Below are 24459 nucleotides of genomic sequence, written 5' to 3'. Positions count from 1 at the left end.
CTTGATTGTAGCATAGTTGAGATGACGATTCAATTAGCTTCTTTAAAATTAAATGCTAAATGTTTTGAATAGCTATTCTTTAATGTTTTTGATCAGATCTAAAAAGGCTCAGATAAAAATCTAAACCTTTGAATTCTTTTACCCTAATTTTCTTGTAACATATTTTTGTGACTGTGCAGACAAAACGCTAATAATCGTTCCCACAGCACCGGCACCTGTGAATAATAATAGCAAACCAAGATTTGTCCAATAAGAGATATGCACTTCATTGCCATTAAAAATATACTCTGTTAGATAAGTAAAGGCTGTAAAAACATCCACTCCTTCTGCTTTTGCAAGCTGAATAGCATAGTCAAACTGATGTGCAACCAACATCATCACCAGCATGAAAAGCACACTAATTGCAATTCCAACTTTGGATAACTTTTTGCCTAACAGTTCGTATCCTTTAATCGTACAAACTCCCATGACAATCCCTGCAACAACAGCTACATATCCAAGTTGAGCAATCACCAAGGTAACAATTCCCCCTATCAAGCTCCCTAGAAAGGCTCCTACCGTCCCTGCTAAGATACTTTCCTTTTGGTGGTCATAAACTTGGTTTTCAATTGACAAGTTTGAACTTAATTCTTGAAATGCTTCTGGTGAAAGCAGTAAAAGGTTCCCTCCGACTTGATAAAGATCTACTTGCCCTGCTTTTCCGGTCTGCTCACAAACATTCGTAAGATTTTTTTCTTTCAAGAACACGATAATGTCTTGTAATCCTTGACGAATATGTTCACGTGTTTTTCCTTTAGTCATACCAGTTTTAATATAAAAAGTTGCTTTATATAAATTAACCTGATAAGTTTTCAAAGCCTTAGAAGATTTCGTCAATTCTTTAAATTCTTCCAAAGACGGTAATGCTTCACCATTTTTTACCGAACAACAAATACAGTATTGATTTTTTTGATTCGTTTGTTCAATATAGAAAGTATAACCATCTTTTTGACCAAAAATAACAGATGAAGTCTCATCAAACTGCAACCCTAACTCATCCGCAAGCGCCTGCAAATCAAGTTTATTCATAACCGTGCTCCTTTATATATTCTTTATTTATTATAGCATACATTTGAATAAATAGACAAGAGGAGATTTTTTGTAAAAATATTAAAAGAGGTTAGGACAAAAATTCCCAACCTAAAAAGTACACTATGTAATAAATCAACGACCAGCGACTGATTGCTCAAAGTACTGCCTTGAGGTGGCAGATAGAGCTTTCCAAGCGGGTTCACTTTTCAAGCTCAGAAGAGCCACTTTTGGCGAAAACTTCGTTTTCTTTATCTGCCCTCACAATAGTTGCTCAGACTATTGAGCAACCTTGTAAGGGTAAGATTACGAACTAAATTTTTGTTTCATTTAGTTCTGTTCTCCTCCTCTTCACTCTTCTCATTTTTCTACTCGAACGCCTTGGCAATCAACCTGAAGTTCAAAAACTTGTCCTTTAAATTGTTGCTCTTCTATTTTATCTTTTAGCATATTCGACTGTTCTTTTGGTGCTAGAACCATCACAGTAGGTCCTGCTCCTGATAGATAAGTCGCATACGCACCATTTTTCTTTGCCAACATCTTGATTTTTGGAAATTCCTTAATTAAGCCTTGGCGATAATGCTCATGGAAACGGTCGGACTCAATAGCACGCCCTGCTGTTACCATATCGCCCTTCATTAAAGCGGCAATAGCCACATTCGCTACAGAGCTTGCAGTGACAGCTTCACGATAAGATAAACCTTTTGGAAGAACGCCACGGCTGTCTTTAGTACGCAATTCATAATTTGGAACATAGGCAATAAAGCTTACTTCTGGAAATTCCGTCACTACAGTTGAAACTTTCTCGTTTAAATAACTAGAAATCGTCAAATTACCATAAATAGCAGGTGCTACATTATCTGGATGTCCCTCAATTTTCGTCGCAAAATTCAATTTTTCAGCATTTGACAACTGCAAATTTGCCAATTGATTTGCAAGTTCAATCCCTGCAACAATAACGGAACTAGAAGAACCCAGACCACGCGCTAAAGGAATATCACTTGTCATTTTTAAATGATGAGGTTGAATAGCTGGAGCAATTCTGCGCGCCACTTTAATCAATAAATTCCGTTCGTTAGAAGGAATACGCCGCTCCAAATCATGCTCAATCAGCCAATGGTCGCTTTCTCCCAAAACTTCAATGGTTAGATATTTACTGACAGCTACACCAACCGAGTCAAATCCCGGACCAATATTCGCGCTCGTTGCAGGTACAATAATTTTCATTTTATTCTCCTAATACTTTGAAGGTGTTCAATAATTTAAAATCAGAAGTTGCCTGCAATTTTCGAGTGACATTTTCTAGCTGCGTTTTGTTGACAGCATGGGTAATAATCACAACACGTGCAGTATTTCCGTCTGTTCCTTGTTGCAGAATTTGCTTAAAGGAGACATTTTCAGCATTAAAAATTTCTGCTAAGCGTAAAACTTGTCCTTTCGCATCAGGTGCTAATATCGAAAAGTAATACGGGCTCTTACGATCTTCTGGTTTAGCCAGAACTAATTCACGCTGAAACTCATTAAAGGCTTTTCCAACAGTTCCTTCGTTAATCCGTCGAACAATCCGAATAATATCTGCGACAACACTTGTTGCAGTGGGTTTTTGTCCCGCACCTGGACCGTAATACATCGACTCACCAATACCGATAGAGTCTACAAAGATTGCATTCATCACGCCATTCACACTAGCAAGAGGATGAGTTTTTGGTAAAAAGGTCGGTGTGACTTCTGCAGCGAGACCTGATTTTGTTTCTTCAATAGAACCAACTAATTTGACAACATAGCCTAATTGCTGCGCAACCGCTACATCTTCTGGTGTAATATTGCGAATGCCTTGGTGGGCGACATCTTCAAATTTAACCGTCATTCCAAAGGCAAATTGACTCAAAATAACCATTTTATATGCAGCATCAATCCCATCCACATCATTGGTTGGGTCACTTTCTGCAAATCCAAGTCGTTGTGCTTCAGCAAGTGCCGCCTCATAAGACCAGCCCTCTTCTACCATTTTGGTCATCATGAAGTTGGATGTCCCATTGACCACACCAAGAATACGTGTAATTTTATCAGAAGCTAGGGAATTAACAAGCGTGCGTAAAATCGGAATTCCTCCCGCTACTGCCGCTTCATAGTAAAGAGCTACCTTGTGTTTTGCAGCAATCTCAAGCAACTCAGCGCCATGAACTGCCAGCAAGTCTTTATTTGCAGTGATAACATGCTTACCTGCCTCTAGCGCTTGAGTGATGAAAGTTTTTGCAGGTTCAATACGCCCCATCAATTCAACGACAATCGTTACTTCATTATCATTTAAAATTTCATCAATCGTCGTGACAAAATTAAAATGATTTCCTGCTGCTAACAAGCATTCTTTTTCAGCATCATCTTTTACCAATACTTTCGCAATTTCAATTTCTGAATGAGCTGCTTGCACAATCTTTTCACTATTTTCTTTCAATAAAAATGGAACACCACTAGCAACTGTCCCAAAACCAAGTAAAGCAATTTTAATAGACATGACTACTCCTTGAGATTTTATGCTTTTTATTATAGCAAATAAACTTGTTTTTTTCTAGTAAGCAGACTTTAGGATTTTTATAAAAATAATAGAAATCTATTTTAAAAAATTGTGAACGGTTAGTCAGAAATATGGTAAAATATACATAGTGATTTAAAAGTAAAAGGAGTTCCACATAATGGGAAAACATTCTGGTAATCGTTCTGTACGAAATCGTATTCGTAAGAGGAGACAACGACGTGCTATTATAAGCTTCATCTTATTGGTTGTTCTGGTTATTGCAGGAACATTTATGTGGAAACGCTCTGGAACAAATCTGGCTAATAACCATACCAGAACTGCCACTTCAAAAGTGAGCAAATCTTCTACTTCTCAAGCAACTACTGAAGAAACATCTGGATCTAGTGAAAAAGTAAGCAAAGTGAAATGGATAAAGCAAGATCAGCCTGTTAAATTCCCTATTTTGATGTACCATGCGATTCACAATATGGATCCTTCTGAAGCAGCAAATGCTGGTTTGATTGTCTCGCCTGAAACGTTTGAAAGTCATTTGAAAGCTCTAAAAGACGCTGGCTATTATACTCTCACGCCAAAGGAAGCCTATAAAGTTTTGACTGAAAATGTCCTTCCGAAAAATAAAAAAGTCGTTTGGTTGACCTTTGATGATAGTTTGAGAGATTTTTACACCAATGCTTTCCCACTTCTTCAAAAATACCAAATGCGGGCAACCAATAATGTCATTACTGGTTTTGTCGAAAATGGACGCGAGGATATACTGACGCTTGCGCAAATCAAGGAAATGAAGCAAAAGGGAATGTCTTTTGAAGATCATACCGTTAATCATCCGGATTTATCCCTTTCAAGTGCAGAAACACAAACGACAGAATTGCAAGCTTCTAAGCAATATCTAGACAGCAACCTGTCACAAAACACAACGACGGTTGCTTATCCTTCTGGACGTTATAGTGAAACAACGACACAGATTGCTGAAAGCCTCGGCTATAAAATGGGGTTAACAACCAACAATGGACTAGCTTCTCTTAATGACGGACTTCTAACCCTCAACCGTGTCCGTGTCAATCCAACCACAACTGCCCAAGACTTATTAAACGAAATTACCACAAACTGAAAAATAGGACTTAGCTCAAAAATGAGCAAGTCCTATTCTTTTTTCTTTTGTGCTAATTTTTCACGTTCCAAGCGAAGCTTTCGGTTCGGATTGAGTTTGTTAAAAAGTTTTTCAAGCTTTTTTTCATTCCAAACGTCAGCTGCAGAAACGAAATTGCCATTTTCATCGCGAAAGGATATTGGTTTATCACCCATGATATCACTCCTTTTTAGTCTACAAATTCAAATTCAAACTTGCCGATGCGAACTAAGTCACCATCCTTAGCACCACGCGCCCGCAATGCTTCGTCTACCCCCATACCACGTAGTTGCCGTGCAAATTTCATGACAGCTTCCTCACGGTCAAAGTTCGTCATGGTAAAGAGTTTTTCCAACTTATCACCAGATAAAACCCAGGCAGCGTCATCATCGCGTGAAATTTCAAAGGCTGGAGCATCTTCATCAAAGCCATAGTAGGCTTCTTCTTCCATTTCAGACTCATCATAAAGCAGAAATTCAGGTGTTTTATCAAGCAATTCTGCAGTTGCATCCAAAAGCGTTGACAAGCCTTGTTTCGTCAAACTTGAAATTGGAAAAATCTGTGGCAGTTCATCAAATTCATCATAATTTGCTACTAATTTTTCTTTAAAGACTTTTAGATTCTCTGCACTTTCAGGCATGTCCATTTTATTAGCAACAATAATCTGTGGACGTTCCATTAAGCGAAGATTGTAGGATTCCAATTCCTTATTGATAGCAAGATAATCTTCGTAAGGATCACGTCCTTCGCTAGCTGACATATCAATGACATGCAAGATGACACGAGTTCGCTCAATATGGCGAAGAAATTGTGTCCCAAGTCCTACACCTTGGCTAGCTCCTTCAATCAAGCCAGGCAGGTCTGCCACAGCAAAGGATTCACCGGACTGTGTCCGAACCATTCCAAGATTAGGTACAATGGTCGTGAAATGATAAGCGCCAATTTTCGGTTTAGCAGAAGTGATAACACTCAAAAGAGTGGATTTCCCAACAGACGGAAACCCAACCAAACCAACATCTGCCAAAATTTTCAGTTCCAACTGGAGTTCACGTTCTTGTCCCGGTTCACCGTTTTCAGAAATTTCTGGTGCTGGATTTTTAGGCGTCGCAAAGCGAATATTGCCACGACCTCCACGACCTCCATGAGCTACGACGAACTCTTGCCCATTTTCAATCAAATCTGTCAGGATTTTCCCTGTTTCAGCATCACGAACCGTCGTCCCTTGCGGTACATGAACAATGAGGTCTTCTGCTCCACGACCGTGCATTCCCTTGGTCATCCCCTTTTCACCAGACTGAGCCTTAAAATGACGATTGTAACGAAAATCCATCAAAGTGCGAAGCCCTTCATCTACGACAAAAACAACATTGCCGCCACGACCACCGTCACCGCCCCAAGGTCCTCCATTTGGGACATACTTTTCACGGCGGAAAGCTACCATGCCATCACCGCCATTGCCAGCCTTGACTTTTATCTTAGCTGTATCCAAAAACATACTCATATTTTTCTCTTTTCTCGTTTTCCACTCTAAAAAAACGCTCTTTCAAGCGTTTGAGGATTAGAAATTGCTCAAAGCACCAAGTGCACTTGCAAAGATTGCTCCAACCGTTACCAATAACATGATAACAACTACAATCAAAGTCAATTTTTCAAATCCTGTTTTTTTCCGTTGTCCATTATCACCAAAAGCCACGATATTACCTCTATATATTTAATTTGTTCTCTTAATTGTAACATGAAGGTGAGAGTTTTTCAAATGATAGCTGAAATAAAAAGATTACAACTGAAAATTACTAAAAAGTAAAAATCCAACAGGCTTCCTGCTGGATTTCAATGTCAATCAGCGTAACCGTTTGGATGTGTCGAATGCCATTTCCAAGCTGTTTCGATAATCATCTCAATATTGTCAAATTTCGGTTGCCAACCCAAGACCTGACGTGCCTTGTCAGACGATGCGACAAGTGTATCCGGATTTCCTGGACGACGATCTGCGATTTCAAGTGGAATGGGGTGCCTTGTCACCTTTCGTCCGGCTTCAACCAATCAATCAACTATGTGGGAGCCGATATAACCAACTCCTCCTAATGCTAAAATTGCCATAACCATTCCTTCCTATTTTTTAGATTATATCATAAAAAGGGCGCTATTTCTTAAGACCAACTGATTCAACGAAACGCATAAAGGCGATTTGACCTTCTTTTGTGCGCTTGTAAACACCTGCATCTTCCAAGACACGTTTGAAAATCTGACCGACCGAAGCACGCACGATTGTCTGGACTGATTCTGCTGTTATATCTGAATGGCTATCTTTTAACTGCTCAGCCCACACTTGATGATAAGGAGCCACTTCTTTTCTTTGTCCCAAAAGAAATTCTTCAACTTCTTTTAACTCATTTTTCAAACGAGGTGGGAGAATCGCTAAGCCCATGACCTCAATCAAACCAATGTTTTCTTTCTTGATATGCTGAACATCTTTATGCGGATGATAAATACCATCTGGATGCTCTTTTGACGTTTGATTGTCCCGAAGAACCAAATCTAACTCAAACTTGCCATTTTTTTGGCGTGCGATTGAAGTAATGGTATGGTGCGATTCACCATTTGACTCAGCTACAATCTGAACAGTCGAATCGGAGTAGCTGCGCCATTTCTGTAAAATTTTATCCGCCAAATCTATCAATGTGGATTTATCAGTTGATTGCAACCTTAAAACCGACATGGGCCAATTGACAATACCGGCTTCTACATTTTCAAAACCTGCAAAGATGAAAGTTTTGTCCAGCTCTGCCTTTTCCATAGGAAAAGTATGTCGTCCACCTTGATAATGGTCGTGAGTGAGAATGGAGCCTCCTACGATAGGAAGATCCGCATTGGAGCCTGCAAAATAACCTGGAAAAGTCTCTACAATGTCCAAAAGACGCTCAAAAGTAGCACGACTGATAGTCATAGGAGTATGCTTGCTATCTAAAAAGATACAATGCTCATTAAAATATGCATAGGGCGAATACTGAAAGCCCCATTCTCGCCCGGCTAAATCAAAGCGGATAATTCGATGATTCACTCGCGCTGGATGATCTAGTCGCCCTTGATACCCTTCATTTTCAAAACAAAGCTGGCAGGCTGGATAGTGGCTCGTCTTGGCTTTCTTAACTGCTGCAATTTCCTTGGGATCTTTTTCTGGCTTAGAAAGATTGATTGTAATCTCCAAATCACCATATTCAGTCGGTGTTTGATAGGCAATGTTTTTAGAAATGGCTTTGACCTTGATATAATCATTACGCTTACTAAGCTCATAAAAATCAGCAATAGCCCGCTTGGGATCTTGTTCATAAGTCTTCCAAAATTGCTGATTGAGCTGACTGGGTGCTGGCGTGACTAAATTCATCAACTCTGCTCCAAGAATATCCTGTTCTGCGAGAGTTGAGCCGATTTTTCCAACTGCTAAAGCAACTTCTAGTAAATCATCTTTGAGATCAATTAAGCTGGTTGCTGCTGTCTCTTGCTTTGCAGCTTCTTCTCCAACCAGACTCATGACGCGATTTGCTAGATAAATCCGGTCGATTTCTGTAAAAGAGCTATTTGCTATGACCTCCGTTACAAAGGCATTCAGTAAATTTCGTGCCATTGATTTTCCTTTCTTTTATAGAAAGGGCTGAAATTCTCGTCAGCCCTCATTACTATTATGTAAAACGCTTGCTTAATCCAATACGCGACTGCCACCAGCAATTTCAGCAATATAGAAGCTCGATGCATAACCTACGACTTCTTCATATTTTTGACCAACATTTTTTTGAAAAGCTTCCACTGCGTCTTTACGAACCAAAGCAATGGCACAACCGCCAAATCCTGCTCCTGTCATGCGAGCGCCCAGCACTCCTTCTTGCTCCCATGCAGTATGAGCCAAGGTATCCAACTCTAATCCTGTGACTTCATAATCATGTTCAAGTGAGACATGAGATGCATTCATTAAGCGACCGAATTTTTCCAAATCGCCAGTTTGCAATGCAGCTTGAGCTTGAAGTGTCCGTTGATTTTCCAACACAGCGTGACGAGCGCGTTTGAGTCGATTTTCATCTTGAATTAAGTAGCTGTATTCATCAAAATCCCACTCATTTAATTCACCCAAGGTTGCAATAGAGAGTTTTTGCTTTAATTCCTCTACTGCTTTTTCACACTCTGCACGGCGTTCATTGTATTTGGAGTCTGCTAGTTCACGACGCTTGTTTGTATTCATGATGACAACCACATTGTCTTTAAGATTAAGCGGCACTAACTCGTATTCGAGCGTGTTCGTATCTAAGTAAATTGCCCGTTGATCTGCTCCCATGCCAATGGCAAACTGATCCATGATTCCAGAATTAACACCGATAAATTCGTTCTCTGTTTGTTTACCAATTTTTACTAAATCCAAACGGTCTAATTTTAAATCAAACAGTTTCTCTGCAATAATTCCTGTCAGTAGCTCTAAAGAAGCAGATGAAGAGAGACCCGAACCATTTGGGATATTTCCAAAAACATAGACATCCATCCCTTTATCAATAACATGTCCTGCTTTTTGCAAGAAATGAAGCACACCTTTTGGATAATTCGTCCAATTATGCGCTTTTTCAAAACGAAGATCTTCTAGCGGCACCTCAATAATTCCCTTGTCTTCAAAATTTGCTGAGTAAAAACGAAGTAAATTATCGTCACGCTTGCGCGCTGCCCCATAAGTTCCTAATGAAATAGCTGCAGGAAAGACATGCCCGCCGTTGTAATCGGTATGCTCACCAATCAGGTTAATGCGACCTGGTGAGAAGAATGTATGATCTGCTTCTGTTCCAAAAATTGTTGCAAAGTTTGAACGCAATTGTTGAGTTGAAAGAGTTGTTGACATAAAAAGTCTCCTTTTATTTTGTTAGGTCTTGTAACCGTTTTATCATTTTTATTATAAAACACCATTAGTAAAATTTCAAGTATTTTAGTAAATTTTTACCGGAATTTTATCAATCAAGTTGTAAGAAGTATTACTCACCAACTTTTCATAGTAAAGTTTAGGAAATTTACTAAATATTTTTGTATTTTACTAATTTTTAAGATATAATAGACATATTCTTTAAAGAAATTAGGAAACAATCATGGCAACGATTAAAGATATTGCAAAAAGTGCTGGTGTCTCTCCAGCAACTGTATCGCGCGTTTTAAATCACGACCAATCTATGTCTGTGAGTGACGAGACTCGCCAAAAAATATTTGACATTGCAGAAGAATTAGAATACAAAAAAACAAAAAGAGGAAGCAATCGCAATTCTCAAAACCGCAGAATTGCGATTGTGGAATGGTACACAGAAGAGGAGGAACTAGACGACCTCTACTACTATGCTATCCGAATCGGCGTAGAGAAAAAAGCCCAAGAGTTGGGTTATGATGTTATGCGCTTTTTCAATAATGAAGAATTAGAACAGCTCGTTCAAGTTGACGGTATCGTTGCGATTGGAAAATTCAGCCCTCAAAAGATAAAGGAGTTGGAACTCCACACAGAGCAGCTTGTTTTTATTGATAGCAATACGCTTGCCTATGGCCATAGCTGCGTCACAATAGACTTTGAAAATTCTGTTATAGCTGTTCTTAATCACTTTTTAGAAAATGGGCACCGGCAAATTGGACTGCTAGTGGGGCAAGAACAAACTTCTGACAAAACCACTACCTTATCTGACCCACGCTTAGTAACCTTTAAAAATTATCTAACTGAAAAGCAACTCTATCAGGAAAAATACGTCAAAATAGGAAACTTTTCATCTGAATCAGGTTATTCTATGATGAAAGAATTGATTGAAAATTTAGGTGAACAACTTCCAACTGCATTTTTCATGGCAAGTGACGCCTTAGCTGTTGGTGCTCTTCGAGCACTTCAAGAAGCTGACATCCCTGTACCAGATCGTGTTAGTTTGATTGCTTTTAACGATACATCTATCGCCAAGTACGTCTATCCACCACTCAGCACGGTTACTGTCTTTACAGAAGAAATGGGCAGACAAGGCTTGCAACTGCTGCACGAGGAATTTCAACATGCTGAACTAACCATTCCTCGTATGGTAACACTTGCTACCACCCTAACCCTTAGAAAGAGTAGCTTATAGAAATGAAAACATACGAAATTTTATTTGACATTTTAAGTCGAGAATCTGACTATATCAGCGGTGAAAAATTAGCACAGGAGTTAGGAATTTCACGCACTTCTATCTGGAAAGCTATTCAGCGTTTGGAAAAAGAAGGGATTCGTATTGAATCCATAAAAAATAAAGGTTATAAACTCATCTCTGGTGACTTGCTGATTACTAAAAAAATAGAAGAAGCTGCTCCCATCCACGTTTCCTTCAATCCAAACTGCCAATCCACTCAGTTAGATGCCAAAGCTGGTATTGAAGCTGGTAAGCCTGCCAATACGCTCTATCTTGCTTCCTATCAATCAGCTGGTCGTGGACGCTTTGGCAGAAATTATTTTGCTCCAGATCAAGGCGGGATTTATATGTCCCTTCATCTGAAACCCAATCTCCCTTTTCAACAAATTCCCGCCTATACTATCCTGACTGCTGGAGCCATTTATAAGGCTATTAAAGACCTCACTTTAATGGAAATGGACATTAAATGGGTCAATGACATTTACTACAAGGGCAAGAAAATAGCCGGCATTTTAACCGAAGCTATTACTTCTGTCGAGACGGGCTTAGTCACTGATGTGATTATTGGAGTGGGCATCAATTTCGCAATCTCTGATTTTCCGAAAGAGTTAAAAAATAGGGCTGCCTCTCTCTTCCACGAAAAGCAACCGATCACACGCAATGAACTCATTGCTGAAATTTGGAAAGATTTTTATGAATGTGAGCCAGACGAGCTGATTTACCTTTACAAACAACACTCCCTTGTCTTAGGTCGGACGGTCACTTTTTGCCAAAATGACAAAGACTACAAAGGAGTTGCCAAGGAAATATCAGATACCGGGCAGCTATTGATCCAATTAGATACCGGACAAGAAATGTGGCTAAACAGCGGTGAAGTTTCTTTAACAAGTTGGTAAATAAAAGAAGGAGATAAATTGAATAAACATCAACTTGTCTCCTTCTTTTTTCGGCACAAAATCAATGACCTTTGTGCTTTTCTTTGCGTTTTTGCTGTTTTAATTGGAATTTTCTATTTTGCATATATTCTTTTTGAGCTTTCAATCTGGAACGTTTAGCTTGTTTATCTAACTCTTGTTGCAGTTTTAGTGCATCTTGTGATTTCGTTGAGCGTTTTTCACGCTTCATTTCTTTTTTTGCTAATCGCTGCAAGCGTTTGGGATTTGCACAATGTCTTTTTTTCTTTAGTGCAACAGCCGGGCTAAATTGTAGTTGTGAAAACTTCTGATTAACAAATTCCAAAACCTCGTTCATTTGGGGCTCAACTCCAAATGTCACCCGACAAACGGACAAACCTTGAGCATTTTCTTGCTCAAATAGGCCATAATAAAAGCCATTTTCAAAGTATATGGTCAATTCTAATGAAACATGTTCCATACAGCATCCTCCTTAAATACATTACAAAGAAGGGACAACCAAGGAGGAGGGTTACTGATAGTCGTGACCTACTTCAATTGTCATTAGAAAAACAAATCTAGCCTGTCACGAATATGTTCGGACTACCAACCGAAACTGTGTTTTTATCTTTGCACTTTTATTTTACAGCAAGCAGAATATTTTTTCAAATTGAAAAGAAAAGGTTGAGGATTTTCGCCCCAACCTTTCTTGTTATTTTTTACGTTTGATATGTTTGTCAATTTCGTCCACTATTTTACCCATGACATAGCTCACCTGTAAATTGCGAATCACTAGAAGCGCCCAGAAAACGGCAAATAAATAGTGTCCTGACATCATTGCTTCGTTAAAAAAATACGTTTCAATTGCTGTGAAAAAAGCTGTTGTAAGAAATTGTTGTCTTGTCATGATTCTATTATAGCACGAAACAGCAGAAAAATCTAAATTCAGTCCTCTTGAACGGTAATTTTTTCCGCTAAGAAATCAAATCCTTCTGGAATGACCGTATTCTCTTTTTCTTCAGCTTGTGGTGCATTTTCTCCACGCGCTTTAGCCGAAAATTCAGCCCGAATCTCTGTCCATTCTGTCATAGAAACCGCTAAGATGTCTGGTGAAAATCCAGCAGCATTGCTTAATAAATTCCCAAACATGGTGTTGAGATTTTCCCGTTTCATGGTCTGTTCTGCATTAAAGCTTGACTCAAATGCAAGAATAGCGTGGTTTTCGTTAGCTGCGACGGGTTGTGAGCCGACTAAAAGTGCCTTATCTGCTCCGGCTAAACTTTCAATAATTTCTCCCCAAGCATTCTGCAACTTGGTTAAATTACTGCGAGCCAGGCTAGGATTTTCAACTGCTTCTTGCAGAATGGCATTCACTTTATGGCGGTCTACTCGATAACCCTTGCTTGTTTTGGCTGAGCGTGTTGCCTGTACTGGCTTACTAGGTGCGGAACTTGACTGCAAACTTGCCAATTGATTTTTAAGCTGGCTGATTTCTTCTTTGAGCGTTTCTATCTCGCCTGCTATATTGGAGGGTAATTCTGCTTTATCTTGCCCTTCTGCCAGTCGAATGGTCATCATTTCTGTATAAATCTTGGGTTGCAAGCTGTTCTTGATTTCCGCAAGGCTCTTCGTTGCAATCTCAATCAACTCAAACAATCTTTCTTGCGGAGTCTTGAGGTTTTCTAAAAAGCTTTCGCTCGTATGCGTATTTCCACCACCTGTTTTAACAATGAGCAAGTCTCTAAGATATTGCAGCAAGTCTGTGACAAAACGAGCCATATTTTTGCCGCTGTCGAATATGACATCAAGATTTTTTAATGCCACTGACGTATCATGCGCTAATACAGCTGCTACATACGCGTCTAATGCTCCTAAACTGATAGAACCCGTGATTTCTTCAGAAATAGCCGTTGTCAGCTGATTGTCTTGAGTCAAGCTGAGGGCTTGGTCCAAGATAGATAAGGCATCCCGCATCCCACCTTCTGCTCGTCTTGCGATAATCTGCACCGCTTCATTTTCAAAGTCAATATTTTCTTGCTGCAAAATCCACTCAATGTGTTCTACAATATCTTTGGTCTTAATCGACTTGAACTCAAAGCGCTGAACACGCGAGAGAATGGTTGCTGGTATTTTATGCAGCTCTGTCGTTGCTAAAATAAAGACAACATTCTCTGTCGGCTCTTCCAAAGTCTTAAGAAGCGCATTAAAAGCGCCTGTTGAGAGCATGTGAACCTCATCAATGATATAAACCTTGTGCTTCGCTAGACTGGGAGCATAAGTAGATTTGTCACGAATATCTCGGATTTCATCCACACCATTATTAGAAGCCGCGTCAATCTCAATGACATCTTCTAGGCTTCCTTCGGTAATGGCTTGGCAAATATAACAGTCATTGCAAGGCTCTCCATCCTTTTGGTTGGGGCAATTCATTGCCTTAGCAAAAATCTTGGCTACGCTGGTCTTTCCTGTCCCTCTGGGACCTGAAAAGAGATAGGCATGACTGATTTTATCCTGTTCAACTGCCTGCTGCAAGGTTGTCGCCACAACCTCCTGCCCAACTAGCTGACCGAAGGTTTGGCTTCTGTATTTTCGATATAAAGCTTGATACATTAGGCTTTGTCTCCAAACATTTCAAAATTCCAACTTGTTTTCTCTAGTAAGAGAGCCACAAAATTTTCCAGATATTCTCGGTCAATCTCATCATAATCTGCCACCAGATGAGAATCCAAATCCAACACCCCTACTAGGCTGTCGTTTTTGACCATTGGTACTACAATCTCGCTGCGAGCTCTGCTATCACAGGAAATGTAATTGCCATGTTGGGTCACATCTTCTACAATCATCGTCTGCCGTTTGGCTGCTGCTTCACCGCAAACACCTTTTCCTAAAGCAATGTGCACGCAGGAAACGCCCCCTTGAAAAGGACCTAACACCAACTCGTTTCCGTCATAAAGATAAAAGCCAGTAAAGACAGAATGAGGCAAGGCTTGGTTTAGCAGAGCAGAGCTGTTAGAGAGATTCGCCAACGCATTGCTTTCGCCTTCTAGTAATGCTTCAAGTTGTGCTAAAAGTAATTGATAATTTGAAATTTTTTCTGATTGATTCATACTTTCTATTATATCAAAAAAAACAGCCTCGTGACTGTTTTTTCGCAAGTGGGCAAATCATTCTTCTTATTTCCTTTTCCAATACATAGAAATATCATCCCAAAAGTTCTTTACTAGCTGCTGGTGATAGACTTTAGGAGCGGTTGAATGTTTTACTTTCTGCCAAAGAATAGCGGCAACTTTTAGTTTAGGCTGAAAAGAAGCATTGCTTGTGTCAGCGCAGAAATCTTTGACAAATTGATTCCACTGACAGCTAGAAGTATCATATTGAGCATAGCTTGATTGTCCTTGATAAATCGCTATCATATCTCGCAGTGTGAATTCAACATCTTTTTCTGCTTTTACCTTTCGCCAAGCTGCCGCCATGTCCGCTGTAAACTTGAATGAACTGCTACCCATCTGCTGAGCGAAAAACTCCCGAAATCGGGTATTAAAGGCAAAACCACAAGTAAGTAAGGGCGTGTCTAAAGTAAGCTCTACATCTTTCTCTTTCTTAGTCTTTAAACGGACTTTCTTTTGAGCAACATTCCCTGCAAAATATTGTTTGATTTGTGCTTCTAGCTCTTTTTTGACCCCTGAATGCTCCTTCCCCAATCGTTTGCAAATGTCTGCCAATTCTGCACGATACCAATAATATTGAGAAAACTCTTGATAAGTCTTTATCGTTGTAAAATCCGGTCTATCCCACATGATGTGTTTCCCTTCCCTCTTTTTCATAACCTATTATACCACCAATAAAGTCATTCCTCAAAAATGATAGATTTGTTAGTTTATAAAAAGTCGTTCGAGGGTCGGACGAAGTGAATTAGTTTTAATTGAGACAATCCGACCCTCGGATGGAGTGAATCTCTTTTGGTTGAAGTAATCTGACCCTCGGACGGAGTGAATCTCTTTTGGTTGAAGCAATCCGACCCTCGGACAGGATAAATTAGTTTTGGTTTGTTCTATTCGCTCGGCGGACAGAATGAATTCCTTTTGGTTTGGCTTGTCTGCTCGGCGGACGGAGTGAATCTCTTTTAGTTTATCTTATCCGTCTGGCGGACAAGATAAACTTCCCTTTATAAACATAGAATAACAAAAGAGCTGGAAAGTCAATTTCCAACTCTTGAGGGGTGCATTATTAAGAAACCAATTCTCCTGTGAGTACATTGATAGACTTGACAGTTCCTGTCAAATCAGTATAGCTGACCGTCTTGTTTGCAGGATGATAGGTAAACTTTTCTAAGCTCAAACCATATTTAAAAGCAATTTTAATCATTTTTGCTCGGAAATCTTGCAGAGACAATCCATAGCTTGCTGCGCGTGCCTTTTCAGCTTCTTCTTCAGCATTAACTGTTGGTTTTTCAGTCCCTTCTGAATTTTCCTTTTCATCATCTACCTCTTTACTTGCAGAGTCGTCTTTCTTATCCTCTGACTCTTCATTTGGTGCATAATTCTTGCCATCATCTGATTGGTTTTGCTTACCATGGTTGCTGTCATTACCAAAGCCATCATCAGAGTGAGGACGATCGTTTGGATTTTGCACATAATATTTCACCGTAGCAAGGAAATCTTCCATGCTATAACCCTCTGGCGCGTTGTAAAGACCTTCGTCAAACCAAGAGAGAGAAATATTGTGATAGTGATCATGGTGCGGAATAATCAATTGCCCATTCTTGTAATCCACAACATAAGCTGTATGATATGGCATTGCCTCAACCGGCACTTTTTTAGCTGGTGTCACGCGTTCATAGATTGATTGCGCACTTTCTTTTTGAGGTTGCTTTGGATCAGTTTTAGGCTTGTCTTCTTTCTTTTCATTCGGCGCTTTGGTTTTCAGATATTCTTCTGTCGCCTTACGCTCAGATTCTGACAAATCTTTCTTAGGAATATAATGGCTGTGTGTCATGTGTGGCGCAGTGTAGCCATCTCCCTGCTCCTCTGTCACATCATGCGGATCAAAGATATAACCGTCCGATGTTGCATAACGACCTGCAGCTTTAGCTAATGCTACTTCATCAGCCGTATAAGCAATTTGCGAATTTGCTTTGCCTGCGCGGTCAGGGTGCTGTACCTCACTTGACAATTTCAAAACCTTATCCAATAAGGCAAGCTTATCCACATTCGGATTGGCAGCCTGTTGCATGAGGTCTTCAACCGTTGCCAGTTGTGCTTTATCCCCTTTGCTTTCAAGCGTTTGACGAATTGGTGTTAAGACTTTCTTGAAAGCAGCAACGATTTCAGCATTTTTCTTTGTCAGTCCCGCTTGTGTTTCCGGTTCAACCGCCTTGACGATTTCAGACAACAAATCTTTCACTTTTTGAAGCACTGTTGCTTTTTCTTCTGTTCCAAGAGTGAAGCCAGATTTGATACCAGCGAGTTGCTCTTCAAAGCTTGCCTTTTGACTAGCATTTGTCACCTTACTCATCAAACTTTCAGCCTTATTGATAAAGGTTTGAATCTGTTCATCCGTCACTTCTGTCTCAGATGGTTCTTCTTTTGGCTTTTCAGGCTCTTTGCTTGGCTCAGTTTGCTTGCCATCATTAGGTTTGTTTGGCTGTGTTTGGTCCTTGCCCGTATCTTGGTTCGGTTTACTTGGGTTTGTCTGTTGATTACTTTGACCAGCTAGCTTTTTCGCTTCTGAATAGTCCGTACCAGGAACAATCATCCGCGAAATTTTTTCTTCTAGTGGCGACATTTGACTATAGTAAATGAAATGATAATGATTACCATGTGGCACTGCCACCCCACTAGAAGATTTTTTAGTAATCTGTGCCGGGTCAAATATCAAACCATCAGATTCCACATGACGTTGGTTTAACGGCATCAAGTACAGTTGTTTTAACAGATTGATGATTTCTTGATGAGCAGATGGAGTATTCTGATGACTTGGTTGTGATGGCTGCGCATGATGATTATTGCCCTGATGAGTCTGTGTTCCCGGCGTTGATGGTTGGTAATGGATAGAAGGTAGTGTAGTTCCGCCATTTGATGGTCTTGATGGCGTTGGACTTGGACTCGGAGTTGATGTCGTACCGCCAGATTTGTGTTTATTGTCCCAATAGCTCTGAGCAGCAGCTAACTCACTAGGAGACAAATCTTTCTTTGGAATATAATGGAAATGATTACCATGTGGTACGATGAAGCCATCTCCAGTATCTTCTATCACATCTGTCGGATTGAAAACATAGCCATCATCCGTCGTATAACGTCCTTGCGCACGAGCTTCTTTGACAGCTGTTGTTACAGCACCACCTTTCGCTCCCTTATGGCCTTTGCCACTATATTCTGCCCTTTGGCGAGCAATTTCTTCTTTTGTACGAACATTACTGGTATGATTTGGATCTTTCAAGTAAAGATAATATTTCCCATTTACCTTGATAATGTAGCCATCTTTCACTTCGTTGATAATATCAGACTGCTGCAAGGTATAGTTTGGATCCCGCATAATCAGCTCTTCACTGATAATCGCATCATAAGGGACTTTCCCATTATAATAATGATAATGATCACCGTGAGAAGTTACGTAACCTTGGTCTGTAATTTTGACAACAATCTGTTCCGCATTGATTCCTTCTTTTGCGCTCACTTCATCAGGCGACAAATTCTCTGCTTGCTTGCCCTTGTTTGCTTTAGATTTTCCATTTACATAAGCAACACGGTTATTTTCCTTGCTAGATACTGTCTGATGACGCCCCAGCTCATAGCTACACAAACTTAGGACAACAACTGCAACAGAACCGATAAGATATTTTTTCTTCATGATTCTCCTCATTTTTTCAATTCTTTTGCCAATGTCGCTAGATTGGCTTCTAGATTTTCAAGATAAGTATGATTATTTTGCGGATCAGCTTCCAAAGGGTTTAATTGTTTTAGTTTAACGCCTGTAGATTTGACCAAAGTTTTCGCAACTTTTGATGAAGCATTACTTTCCACAAAAATGGTTTTAACTTTATAAGTTTTGACAAATTCTTCAATTTCCGTCAATTGGCGCGGACTTGGTTCCTGCTCTGGAGAAATCCCGGCAATCCCCAACTGCCTCAATCCAAATCGCTTCGCCAAATAAGAAAAGGCAGTATGCTGAGTCACAAATGTTTTTTGCCTTGCAGCTTTGAAAATCGGTTGATATTTTTTAGTCAATTCTTTTGCCTTACCCGCCAGCTCTTTCGCGTTTTTTTGATAGGTTTCTTTATTTTTACTATCAATCTTCGAAAGTTTATCAGCGATAATCTGTGCTTCTTCTGCCACTTTTTCTGGGTCTAACCACGTGTGTGGATCGTAAAGAGTCTTTTCATCCACTCCTTCACCAGCAGCTACATCTTCTAATCCCGGCACACGCTCCAGCTTCATCCCTTCTGAAGCTTCAAGTACCTTCACTTTAGATTTTTTCAAACTCGGATCTAAACTTCCAGCCCAAGATTCTAACGTATGAGAATGGTAAACAAAGACATCCGCATCATAGATAGCAGCTACATCATTCGCCGATGGCTCAAAAGAATGAATTCCCGTGCTTGACTGAATCATCCGAACATCATTCAAATCCCCAGACACTTCTTTAACCATGGCATAAATCGGGTAAAAACTTGTTACAATTTTCATTCCCTTGCTCTGCTTTTTGCTACCTGCACCGCACGCTGTCAACAACAAAGTCAATCCTACCACAAAAATAGAAAATAAATATTTCCTTAATTTCATATATCACTCCTTAACTAGTATTTAACCAGTTCATTAACTGGTTAATATGATACCATGATAGAAATTAGCTGTCAAGAATTTTTTATCTGTTTTTTAACAATAATAAAAAAGCTTTCTAAATAACATTAGAAAACTTTTACTCTTACCAATCGCTTTTTTCTTTACGAATCTCTTCCAGCATTTCAGTTTCTTCGGCTGTTAATTCATATTTTTCTAATAAATCTGGACGACGTTCATAAGTCTTTTTCAAACTCTCATACAGACGCCATTTTCGAATATTTTCATGATGACCACTCATCAAAATATCTGGCACAACCATTCCACGAAAATCATAAGGGCGCGTATATTGAGGATATTCTAAAAGACCTGATGAAAAACTGTCATCAGTATGACTAACTTCCTTACCAAGAACTTCAGGAATCAGCCGTACTGTCGCATCGATTATCGTCATAGCAGCCAATTCTCCACCTGTTAAGACATAGTCTCCAAGCGAAACTTCGTCCGTCACCAACCTTTTAATCCGCTCATCGTAGCCTTCATAATGCCCACAAATAAAAATCAATTCTTCTTCTTGGGAAAGCTCTTCCGCATAGGCTTGATCAAAAGTACGACCAGCGGGATCTAACAAAATAACCCGTGGTTGCTTTTTTTCAATCGCATCATAAGCATCAAAAATCGGTTGCGCTCTAAGCAACATTCCTTGACCGCCTCCATAAGGCTCATCATCAACATGTCGTGATTTCTCTGCATTTTCCCGAAAGTTATGATAGTGAATCTCTAGTAATCCTTTTTCGCGCGCCTTGCCAACTATTGAATGCTCTAAAGGGGCAAACATCTCCGGAAATAATGTTAAAATATCAATCTTCATCATCCAGCCCTTCCGGAATTTCCACATCTACTCGATTATTTTCAAGATCAATATTCAGCACAACAGGTGGAATATAAGGCAAGAGTAAATCGCGCTTACCTTTACGCTTTACCACCCAGACATCATTGGCACCCGGCTGCAAAATTTCTTTAATGGTTCCAATCAAAATATCCTGTTCATAAACATTTAAGCCAATAATTTCATGATAATAAAATTCGCCCTCATCTAAATCCGATAAATCTTCTTCAGCCACTTTCAAAGTAAAATCACGATATTTCTCAATGTCATTGATATGGTACATTCCTTTGAATTTGATAATATCAAAATTTTTCATCTTACGATGACTAGCAATTTCCACATTCATGACAAAATTATCTTTCTTATCAAAAAGGGCCAACATACTTCCCTTTTTAAAACGTTCCTCTGCAAAATCCGTCACCGATAGTACACGCATTTCACCTTGCAAACCTTGCGTATTTACAATTTTTCCAACATTATAATAGTTCATTTTCTCTCCAAATACTAGCATTATCCTATTTATTCTATCATGAATAAAGGGAATTCTCAAGAAAACAAAAACCCCACCAAGATAAATCCTTAGTAGGGTCATTGGGGAATAACATCATTCCTCTAATTTTAAATCGCCTTAAGCAACCTTAAAACCTTGATTTATTAGGCTTCCGCAATCAAATTGCTATGTGCTTCTTATTTAAGAGTAACTGAAGCTCCAGCTTCTTCCAATTTAGCTTTGATTTCTTCTGCTTCCGCAGTTGCAACACCTTCTTTAACAACAGTTGGTGCTCCGTCAACCAATTCTTTAGCTTCTTTAAGACCAAGACCTGTAATTTCACGAACAGCTTTGATAACGCCGACTTTCTTGTCGCCTGCTGCAGTCAATTCAACATCAAATGAATCTTTCGCAGCGGCAGCTTCACCAGCACCAGCAGCAGCTACAGCTACAGGAGCAGCTGCAGTTACACCAAATTCTTCTTCGATAGCTTTTACAAGGTCGTTCAATTCAAGGATTGAAGCTTCTTTAATTTCAGCAATAATATTTTCAATGTTCAATGCCATTGTTATTTCCTCCAAATATATTTTCGTTATTTATTATTAGTTTGTAGCATAGGCTACGCGCAACTTAACATTAAGCCGCTTCTTCTTTGTTGTCTGCAACAGCTTTGACTGCGAGAGCAACGTTGCGAACTGGCGCTTGAAGTACAGATAGTAGCATAGATAGAAGTCCTTCGCGGTTTGGAAGAGTTGCAAGAGCAACAATTTCTTCTTTAGATGCAACAGCACCTTCAATAGCTCCACCTTTAATTTCAAGTGCATCAGCTTCTTTAGTAAAATCATTGATGATTTTTGCTGGTGCTACAACATCTTCATTTGAAAATGCAACAGCAGATGGTCCAACAAAAGCATCAGCAAGGCCTTCAAGTCCAGCTTTTTCAGCTGCACGACGTAAGATTGAGTTTTTGATAACTTTATACTCAACTTCGCTTCCACGAAGATTACGACGAAGAACTGTGTCTTGTTCAACTGTAAGACCACGAGCATCCACAACAACGATACTTGCAGCTGCTTTCATTTTTTCAGCAACTACATCAACTAGTTCCGCTTTTTTAGCAATACTTGCTTCACTCATTTAGTGTTTCACCTCCGTAATTATTTTGCTTGGGGAATTTTTCCAAAAGAAAAACGCGCCCAAACCTAGACACGAAAGTACAATACGTTTCTTTTACATGATCCGTTTTGTCCTCGGTAGGATCTTTATGAGTCGAGCTCCCCTACTGTCTTAGGCAGTTTTTTCAAACCATTAATGATTGTAACATAAGAAAAAAAAGATTGCAAGAGTTTTTGATAATCTTTTTATAATAAAGTGAAAGTCTATCCTTTGGGGTAAGCAGATACATTAAATTTTTGAAAAAAGCACCAGCTCACTCGGAGTAGATGCCTTATACTCTTATAAATCTCTAGCCTTCAAATATTGCTCGTTTGTAATAAGCGTTTTTTTGTAATACTGATTATAACTCTTACTAAATTTCCTTATTAGTGGAATTGCTATTTCATAATATTTATTGTCTAACATAAATGTTTGTAATTTATCTTGAATTGTTTTCATAGGACTATTTTTATAATTGTCGCTATTTTTATAATCTTGATATTGAGCTATAATATTCTTATTTTCTGTTAGCCACTTTTCGGCATTTTCTATTGCTTCAATTTTTGACGCATTAACTTCTTTTAGTACTTTCATATCAAAAGCAGAGCTTACTTCTTCAATATAATCTTGTTCTTCTTTACTAAGGTTAAAAGAAGGAAGGCTATCTAGATAGTTAACAAATTTTTTATAAGCTTCTTTTCCATCCTCTCTTAAATGTTCATTCAAAAATGGCTGGTATGCAGAAAAAATTAATTGTCCAAAATGTCCTGGAAATATTTTTTCCAATCTCTCATAAATACTTTCTTCTGCTTCGATCAAAGCTATCTTATCATCAATAAGAGTCTGGCTTTCTTTCTTAACGATTAGCTCAATAACCTCTCTCCTCATTTGTTCAATATCCAGCTGATGTTGTTTTCTTCTAAGTATGGAGATAATGAATTCCCATTTGAAGATAAATATTCTTTTATCTCAGATACACTAAGCCCAACTTTTCTAAATAAAGATATCTTACTCAAGATTTTCATGTCTTCTTCGCTATAATCTCGATAACCATTTTCTAATTTCAAAGGCTTAATCAATCCTTTTTCCTCGTAGTACTCAATTGCTTTTCTGGTCAAACCAGTTTTATTTTGAATTTCATTTCTCAACATGATGCACCACCTCCTCAATTAGATAATACCCCAGCCCCTAACGGACAGGTCAAGCCCTTTATTTAATATTTTCTCGTAATATCCGGTGATGAAAAACATAATTAATGGAGACATCCAACTGAAATCTCAACAGAATCGCTGGTAAATAAGCCTTTACAGGAATACAAATAACAGCATTCATCCTCATCAAAGGCATTAGATGCCAAAGTCCTCCGTAATGAAAAAATTAACTACTTCACAATAAATTTTGACAATATCTTTACGACTTTTTACAAATCTAAAATGCTTATTTCAATCTTCAAAAAATGGAAGAATAGAGGCTTTTTCTTTCTCTGTACAGGCAACAAGCGGGAGGCGGAGTGGTCCGACTTCAAATCCTTGAGAATTTAGCACAGCTTTAAGTGGTGCTGGGCTTGTCACAGAAAAGAGAGCTTCTATTTTTGGTGACAGCTGACGTTGAATCTGAGCAGCTTTTTTCAGATTGCCCTCATCTAAGGCTGAAAACATTTCATAAAAATCATCACCATTGGTATGAGCCGCAACAGATATAACACCCTGTGCTCCAATTGCCTTTGCATGAAAAGCTTGTCCGTCTTCCCCAGTATAAATTAGAAAGTCCTGTGGCGCGTTTTCAACCAAATGAGTAAGAGTATCTATACCCGTACAGTCTTTGATAGCAATAATATTTGGCAACTGCGCCAAGCGCAAGGAAGTTTCTACTGTCAAACCAGCAACCGTTCGGCTAGGAACATTATAAACGATGACTGGCAGATTTGAAGCTTCCGCAATCGCTTTATAATGCTGATATAGACCTTCTTGAGTCGGTTTGTTGTAATAAGGAGTCACTGCAAGTCCGGCAGCAAAACCACCAAATTTGTCAACTTCACGCGCGAATTCAACTGAATCTCGAGTATCATTCGTACCAATTCCGGCTATCAACGGAACTCGCCCTTTTACAATCTTTTGAACCTCTGCAAATAATTCTAGCTCCTCTTCATGCGTCAGAGTTGGGCTTTCACCTGTCGTTCCTGCGATAATCAGTCCTTCTGTATGATGCGCTAGAAGGTGCTCAATCAGCTTAGGAAGAGCTTCAAAGTTAATGCTACCGTCCTCTTTAAACGGTGTTACAAGTGCTGTTATAATTCTTGCTTTTTTTAAATCTTCTATAGACATAAATCTCGTCCTCCTAGCTTGCAAAATACAACTATACAA

The 24459-nt window shown here is 39.2% G+C and carries 25 protein-coding genes, 1 pseudogene and 1 other annotated feature; of the genes and pseudogenes, 3 read left to right on the top strand and 23 right to left on the bottom strand.

The features are described from left to right. Window positions 1-138: 138 nt before the first annotated feature. From HMPREF3249_RS05055 to HMPREF3249_RS05045, 3 genes are all read right to left on the bottom strand, one after another. Entirely contained in the window at window positions 139-1068 is a 930-nt protein-coding gene (locus HMPREF3249_RS05055) for a hypothetical protein (RefSeq protein WP_049533840.1), read from the bottom strand. A 360-nt stretch (window positions 1069-1428) separates the two neighbouring features. Beyond that, on the bottom strand, window positions 1429-2295 hold the full coding sequence (gene thrB, locus HMPREF3249_RS05050) for a homoserine kinase (RefSeq protein WP_049533836.1): 867 nt from the start codon (window positions 2293-2295) through the stop codon (window positions 1429-1431). Between the two features lies 1 nt (window position 2296). Beyond that, on the bottom strand, window positions 2297-3583 hold the full coding sequence (locus HMPREF3249_RS05045; protein ID WP_003024279.1) for a homoserine dehydrogenase: 1287 nt from the start codon (window positions 3581-3583) through the stop codon (window positions 2297-2299). A 178-nt stretch (window positions 3584-3761) separates the two neighbouring features. Between HMPREF3249_RS05045 and HMPREF3249_RS05040 the strand changes: the two genes are divergently transcribed. Continuing rightward, the gene (locus HMPREF3249_RS05040) at window positions 3762-4712 is read left to right on the top strand and encodes a polysaccharide deacetylase family protein (RefSeq protein WP_003024277.1); all 951 of its coding nucleotides are present in this window, start codon (window positions 3762-3764) and stop codon (window positions 4710-4712) included. 32 nt (window positions 4713-4744) lie between these two features. Here HMPREF3249_RS05040 and HMPREF3249_RS09430 read toward each other — a convergent pair whose 3' ends face one another. The 6 genes and pseudogenes from HMPREF3249_RS09430 to HMPREF3249_RS05015 form a co-directional block, all read right to left on the bottom strand. Continuing rightward, window positions 4745-4906: a hypothetical protein gene (locus HMPREF3249_RS09430; protein WP_003024275.1), complete on the bottom strand. Its 162-nt coding sequence runs from the start codon at window positions 4904-4906 to the stop codon at window positions 4745-4747. Window positions 4907-4920: 14 nt separating this feature from the next. Then, the gene (obgE, locus tag HMPREF3249_RS05035; protein WP_049533833.1) at window positions 4921-6231 is read right to left on the bottom strand and encodes a GTPase ObgE; all 1311 of its coding nucleotides are present in this window, start codon (window positions 6229-6231) and stop codon (window positions 4921-4923) included. A gap of 57 nt (window positions 6232-6288) precedes the next feature. Beyond that, entirely contained in the window at window positions 6289-6423 is a 135-nt protein-coding gene (locus tag HMPREF3249_RS05030; RefSeq protein ID WP_003024272.1) for a DUF4044 domain-containing protein, read from the bottom strand. A gap of 143 nt (window positions 6424-6566) precedes the next feature. Further along, window positions 6567-6773: pseudogene (locus HMPREF3249_RS05025) on the bottom strand (hypothetical protein); the annotation flags it as partial. A 100-nt stretch (window positions 6774-6873) separates the two neighbouring features. After that, window positions 6874-8355: a UDP-glucose--hexose-1-phosphate uridylyltransferase gene (gene galT / locus HMPREF3249_RS05020; protein WP_059220786.1), complete on the bottom strand. Its 1482-nt coding sequence runs from the start codon at window positions 8353-8355 to the stop codon at window positions 6874-6876. Window positions 8356-8427: 72 nt separating this feature from the next. After that, complete coding sequence (locus HMPREF3249_RS05015; RefSeq protein WP_059220788.1) at window positions 8428-9606, bottom strand: galactokinase; 1179 nt, start codon at window positions 9604-9606, stop codon at window positions 8428-8430. 241 nt (window positions 9607-9847) lie between these two features. Here HMPREF3249_RS05015 and HMPREF3249_RS05010 point away from each other — a divergent pair, with 241 nt between their 5' ends. Then, on the top strand, window positions 9848-10849 hold the full coding sequence (locus HMPREF3249_RS05010) for a LacI family DNA-binding transcriptional regulator (RefSeq protein WP_059220790.1): 1002 nt from the start codon (window positions 9848-9850) through the stop codon (window positions 10847-10849). A 2-nt stretch (window positions 10850-10851) separates the two neighbouring features. Continuing rightward, window positions 10852-11787: a bifunctional biotin--[acetyl-CoA-carboxylase] ligase/biotin operon repressor BirA gene (gene birA, locus HMPREF3249_RS05005; protein ID WP_049533826.1), complete on the top strand. Its 936-nt coding sequence runs from the start codon at window positions 10852-10854 to the stop codon at window positions 11785-11787. Window positions 11788-11848: 61 nt separating this feature from the next. Here the strand turns inward: birA and HMPREF3249_RS05000 are convergent, their stop codons facing one another. From HMPREF3249_RS05000 to dapA, 14 genes are all read right to left on the bottom strand, one after another. Next, the gene (locus HMPREF3249_RS05000; protein ID WP_003036787.1) at window positions 11849-12265 is read right to left on the bottom strand and encodes a YjdF family protein; all 417 of its coding nucleotides are present in this window, start codon (window positions 12263-12265) and stop codon (window positions 11849-11851) included. 231 nt (window positions 12266-12496) lie between these two features. Then, window positions 12497-12691 carry a DUF3272 family protein gene (locus tag HMPREF3249_RS04995; RefSeq protein WP_003024260.1) on the bottom strand — a complete coding sequence of 65 codons (195 nt, stop codon included), beginning with the start codon at window positions 12689-12691 and terminating at the stop codon, window positions 12497-12499. A 38-nt stretch (window positions 12692-12729) separates the two neighbouring features. Beyond that, window positions 12730-14394, bottom strand: a complete 1665-nt coding sequence (dnaX, locus tag HMPREF3249_RS04990) for a DNA polymerase III subunit gamma/tau (RefSeq protein WP_059220793.1) — start codon at window positions 14392-14394, stop codon at window positions 12730-12732. Beyond that, the gene (locus HMPREF3249_RS04985) at window positions 14394-14891 is read right to left on the bottom strand and encodes a GAF domain-containing protein (protein WP_049514024.1); all 498 of its coding nucleotides are present in this window, start codon (window positions 14889-14891) and stop codon (window positions 14394-14396) included. Before HMPREF3249_RS04985 ends, dnaX begins: the two co-directional genes overlap by 1 nt. A gap of 66 nt (window positions 14892-14957) precedes the next feature. After that, window positions 14958-15581: an SAP domain-containing protein gene (locus tag HMPREF3249_RS04980; protein ID WP_049533870.1), complete on the bottom strand. Its 624-nt coding sequence runs from the start codon at window positions 15579-15581 to the stop codon at window positions 14958-14960. A gap of 430 nt (window positions 15582-16011) precedes the next feature. Next, window positions 16012-18633 carry a pneumococcal-type histidine triad protein gene (locus tag HMPREF3249_RS04975; RefSeq protein WP_049533818.1) on the bottom strand — a complete coding sequence of 874 codons (2622 nt, stop codon included), beginning with the start codon at window positions 18631-18633 and terminating at the stop codon, window positions 16012-16014. 8 nt (window positions 18634-18641) lie between these two features. After that, the gene (locus HMPREF3249_RS04970; protein WP_059220795.1) at window positions 18642-19565 is read right to left on the bottom strand and encodes a metal ABC transporter solute-binding protein, Zn/Mn family; all 924 of its coding nucleotides are present in this window, start codon (window positions 19563-19565) and stop codon (window positions 18642-18644) included. A gap of 142 nt (window positions 19566-19707) precedes the next feature. Further along, entirely contained in the window at window positions 19708-20433 is a 726-nt protein-coding gene (trmD, locus tag HMPREF3249_RS04965; protein ID WP_049533869.1) for a tRNA (guanosine(37)-N1)-methyltransferase TrmD, read from the bottom strand. After that, window positions 20423-20941 carry a ribosome maturation factor RimM gene (gene rimM / locus HMPREF3249_RS04960; RefSeq protein WP_003042729.1) on the bottom strand — a complete coding sequence of 173 codons (519 nt, stop codon included), beginning with the start codon at window positions 20939-20941 and terminating at the stop codon, window positions 20423-20425. The genes trmD and rimM overlap by 11 nt, the downstream gene beginning before the upstream one ends. A 197-nt stretch (window positions 20942-21138) precedes the next feature. Further along, window positions 21139-21507 (bottom strand): 50S ribosomal protein L7/L12, encoded by a 369-nt coding sequence (gene rplL / locus HMPREF3249_RS04955; protein WP_059220797.1) that lies wholly within the window; start codon window positions 21505-21507, stop codon window positions 21139-21141. A gap of 70 nt (window positions 21508-21577) precedes the next feature. Next, on the bottom strand, window positions 21578-22078 hold the full coding sequence (gene rplJ / locus HMPREF3249_RS04950; RefSeq protein ID WP_003029380.1) for a 50S ribosomal protein L10: 501 nt from the start codon (window positions 22076-22078) through the stop codon (window positions 21578-21580). 38 nt (window positions 22079-22116) lie between these two features. After that, window positions 22117-22251 (bottom strand) — a sequence feature (ribosomal protein L10 leader region). Between the two features lie 145 nt (window positions 22252-22396). Beyond that, window positions 22397-22984 carry a hypothetical protein gene (locus tag HMPREF3249_RS04945; RefSeq protein WP_257369209.1) on the bottom strand — a complete coding sequence of 196 codons (588 nt, stop codon included), beginning with the start codon at window positions 22982-22984 and terminating at the stop codon, window positions 22397-22399. Continuing rightward, window positions 22981-23247 carry a MerR family transcriptional regulator gene (locus tag HMPREF3249_RS09650; RefSeq protein WP_257369208.1) on the bottom strand — a complete coding sequence of 89 codons (267 nt, stop codon included), beginning with the start codon at window positions 23245-23247 and terminating at the stop codon, window positions 22981-22983. The genes HMPREF3249_RS04945 and HMPREF3249_RS09650 overlap by 4 nt, the downstream gene beginning before the upstream one ends. Window positions 23248-23538: 291 nt before the next feature. Then, window positions 23539-24420, bottom strand: coding sequence for a 4-hydroxy-tetrahydrodipicolinate synthase (gene dapA, locus HMPREF3249_RS04940; RefSeq protein ID WP_070867507.1), 882 nt, complete (start codon window positions 24418-24420; stop codon window positions 23539-23541). Window positions 24421-24459 lie beyond the last annotated feature (39 nt).

Origin of the sequence: Streptococcus sp. HMSC36C04 (assembly GCF_001839535.1) — a bacterium.
GTDB lineage: Bacteria > Bacillota > Bacilli > Lactobacillales > Streptococcaceae > Streptococcus > Streptococcus hominis.
Note: the sequence above shows the minus strand (reverse complement) of the source record. Positions and strands in the feature narration are given on the sequence as shown.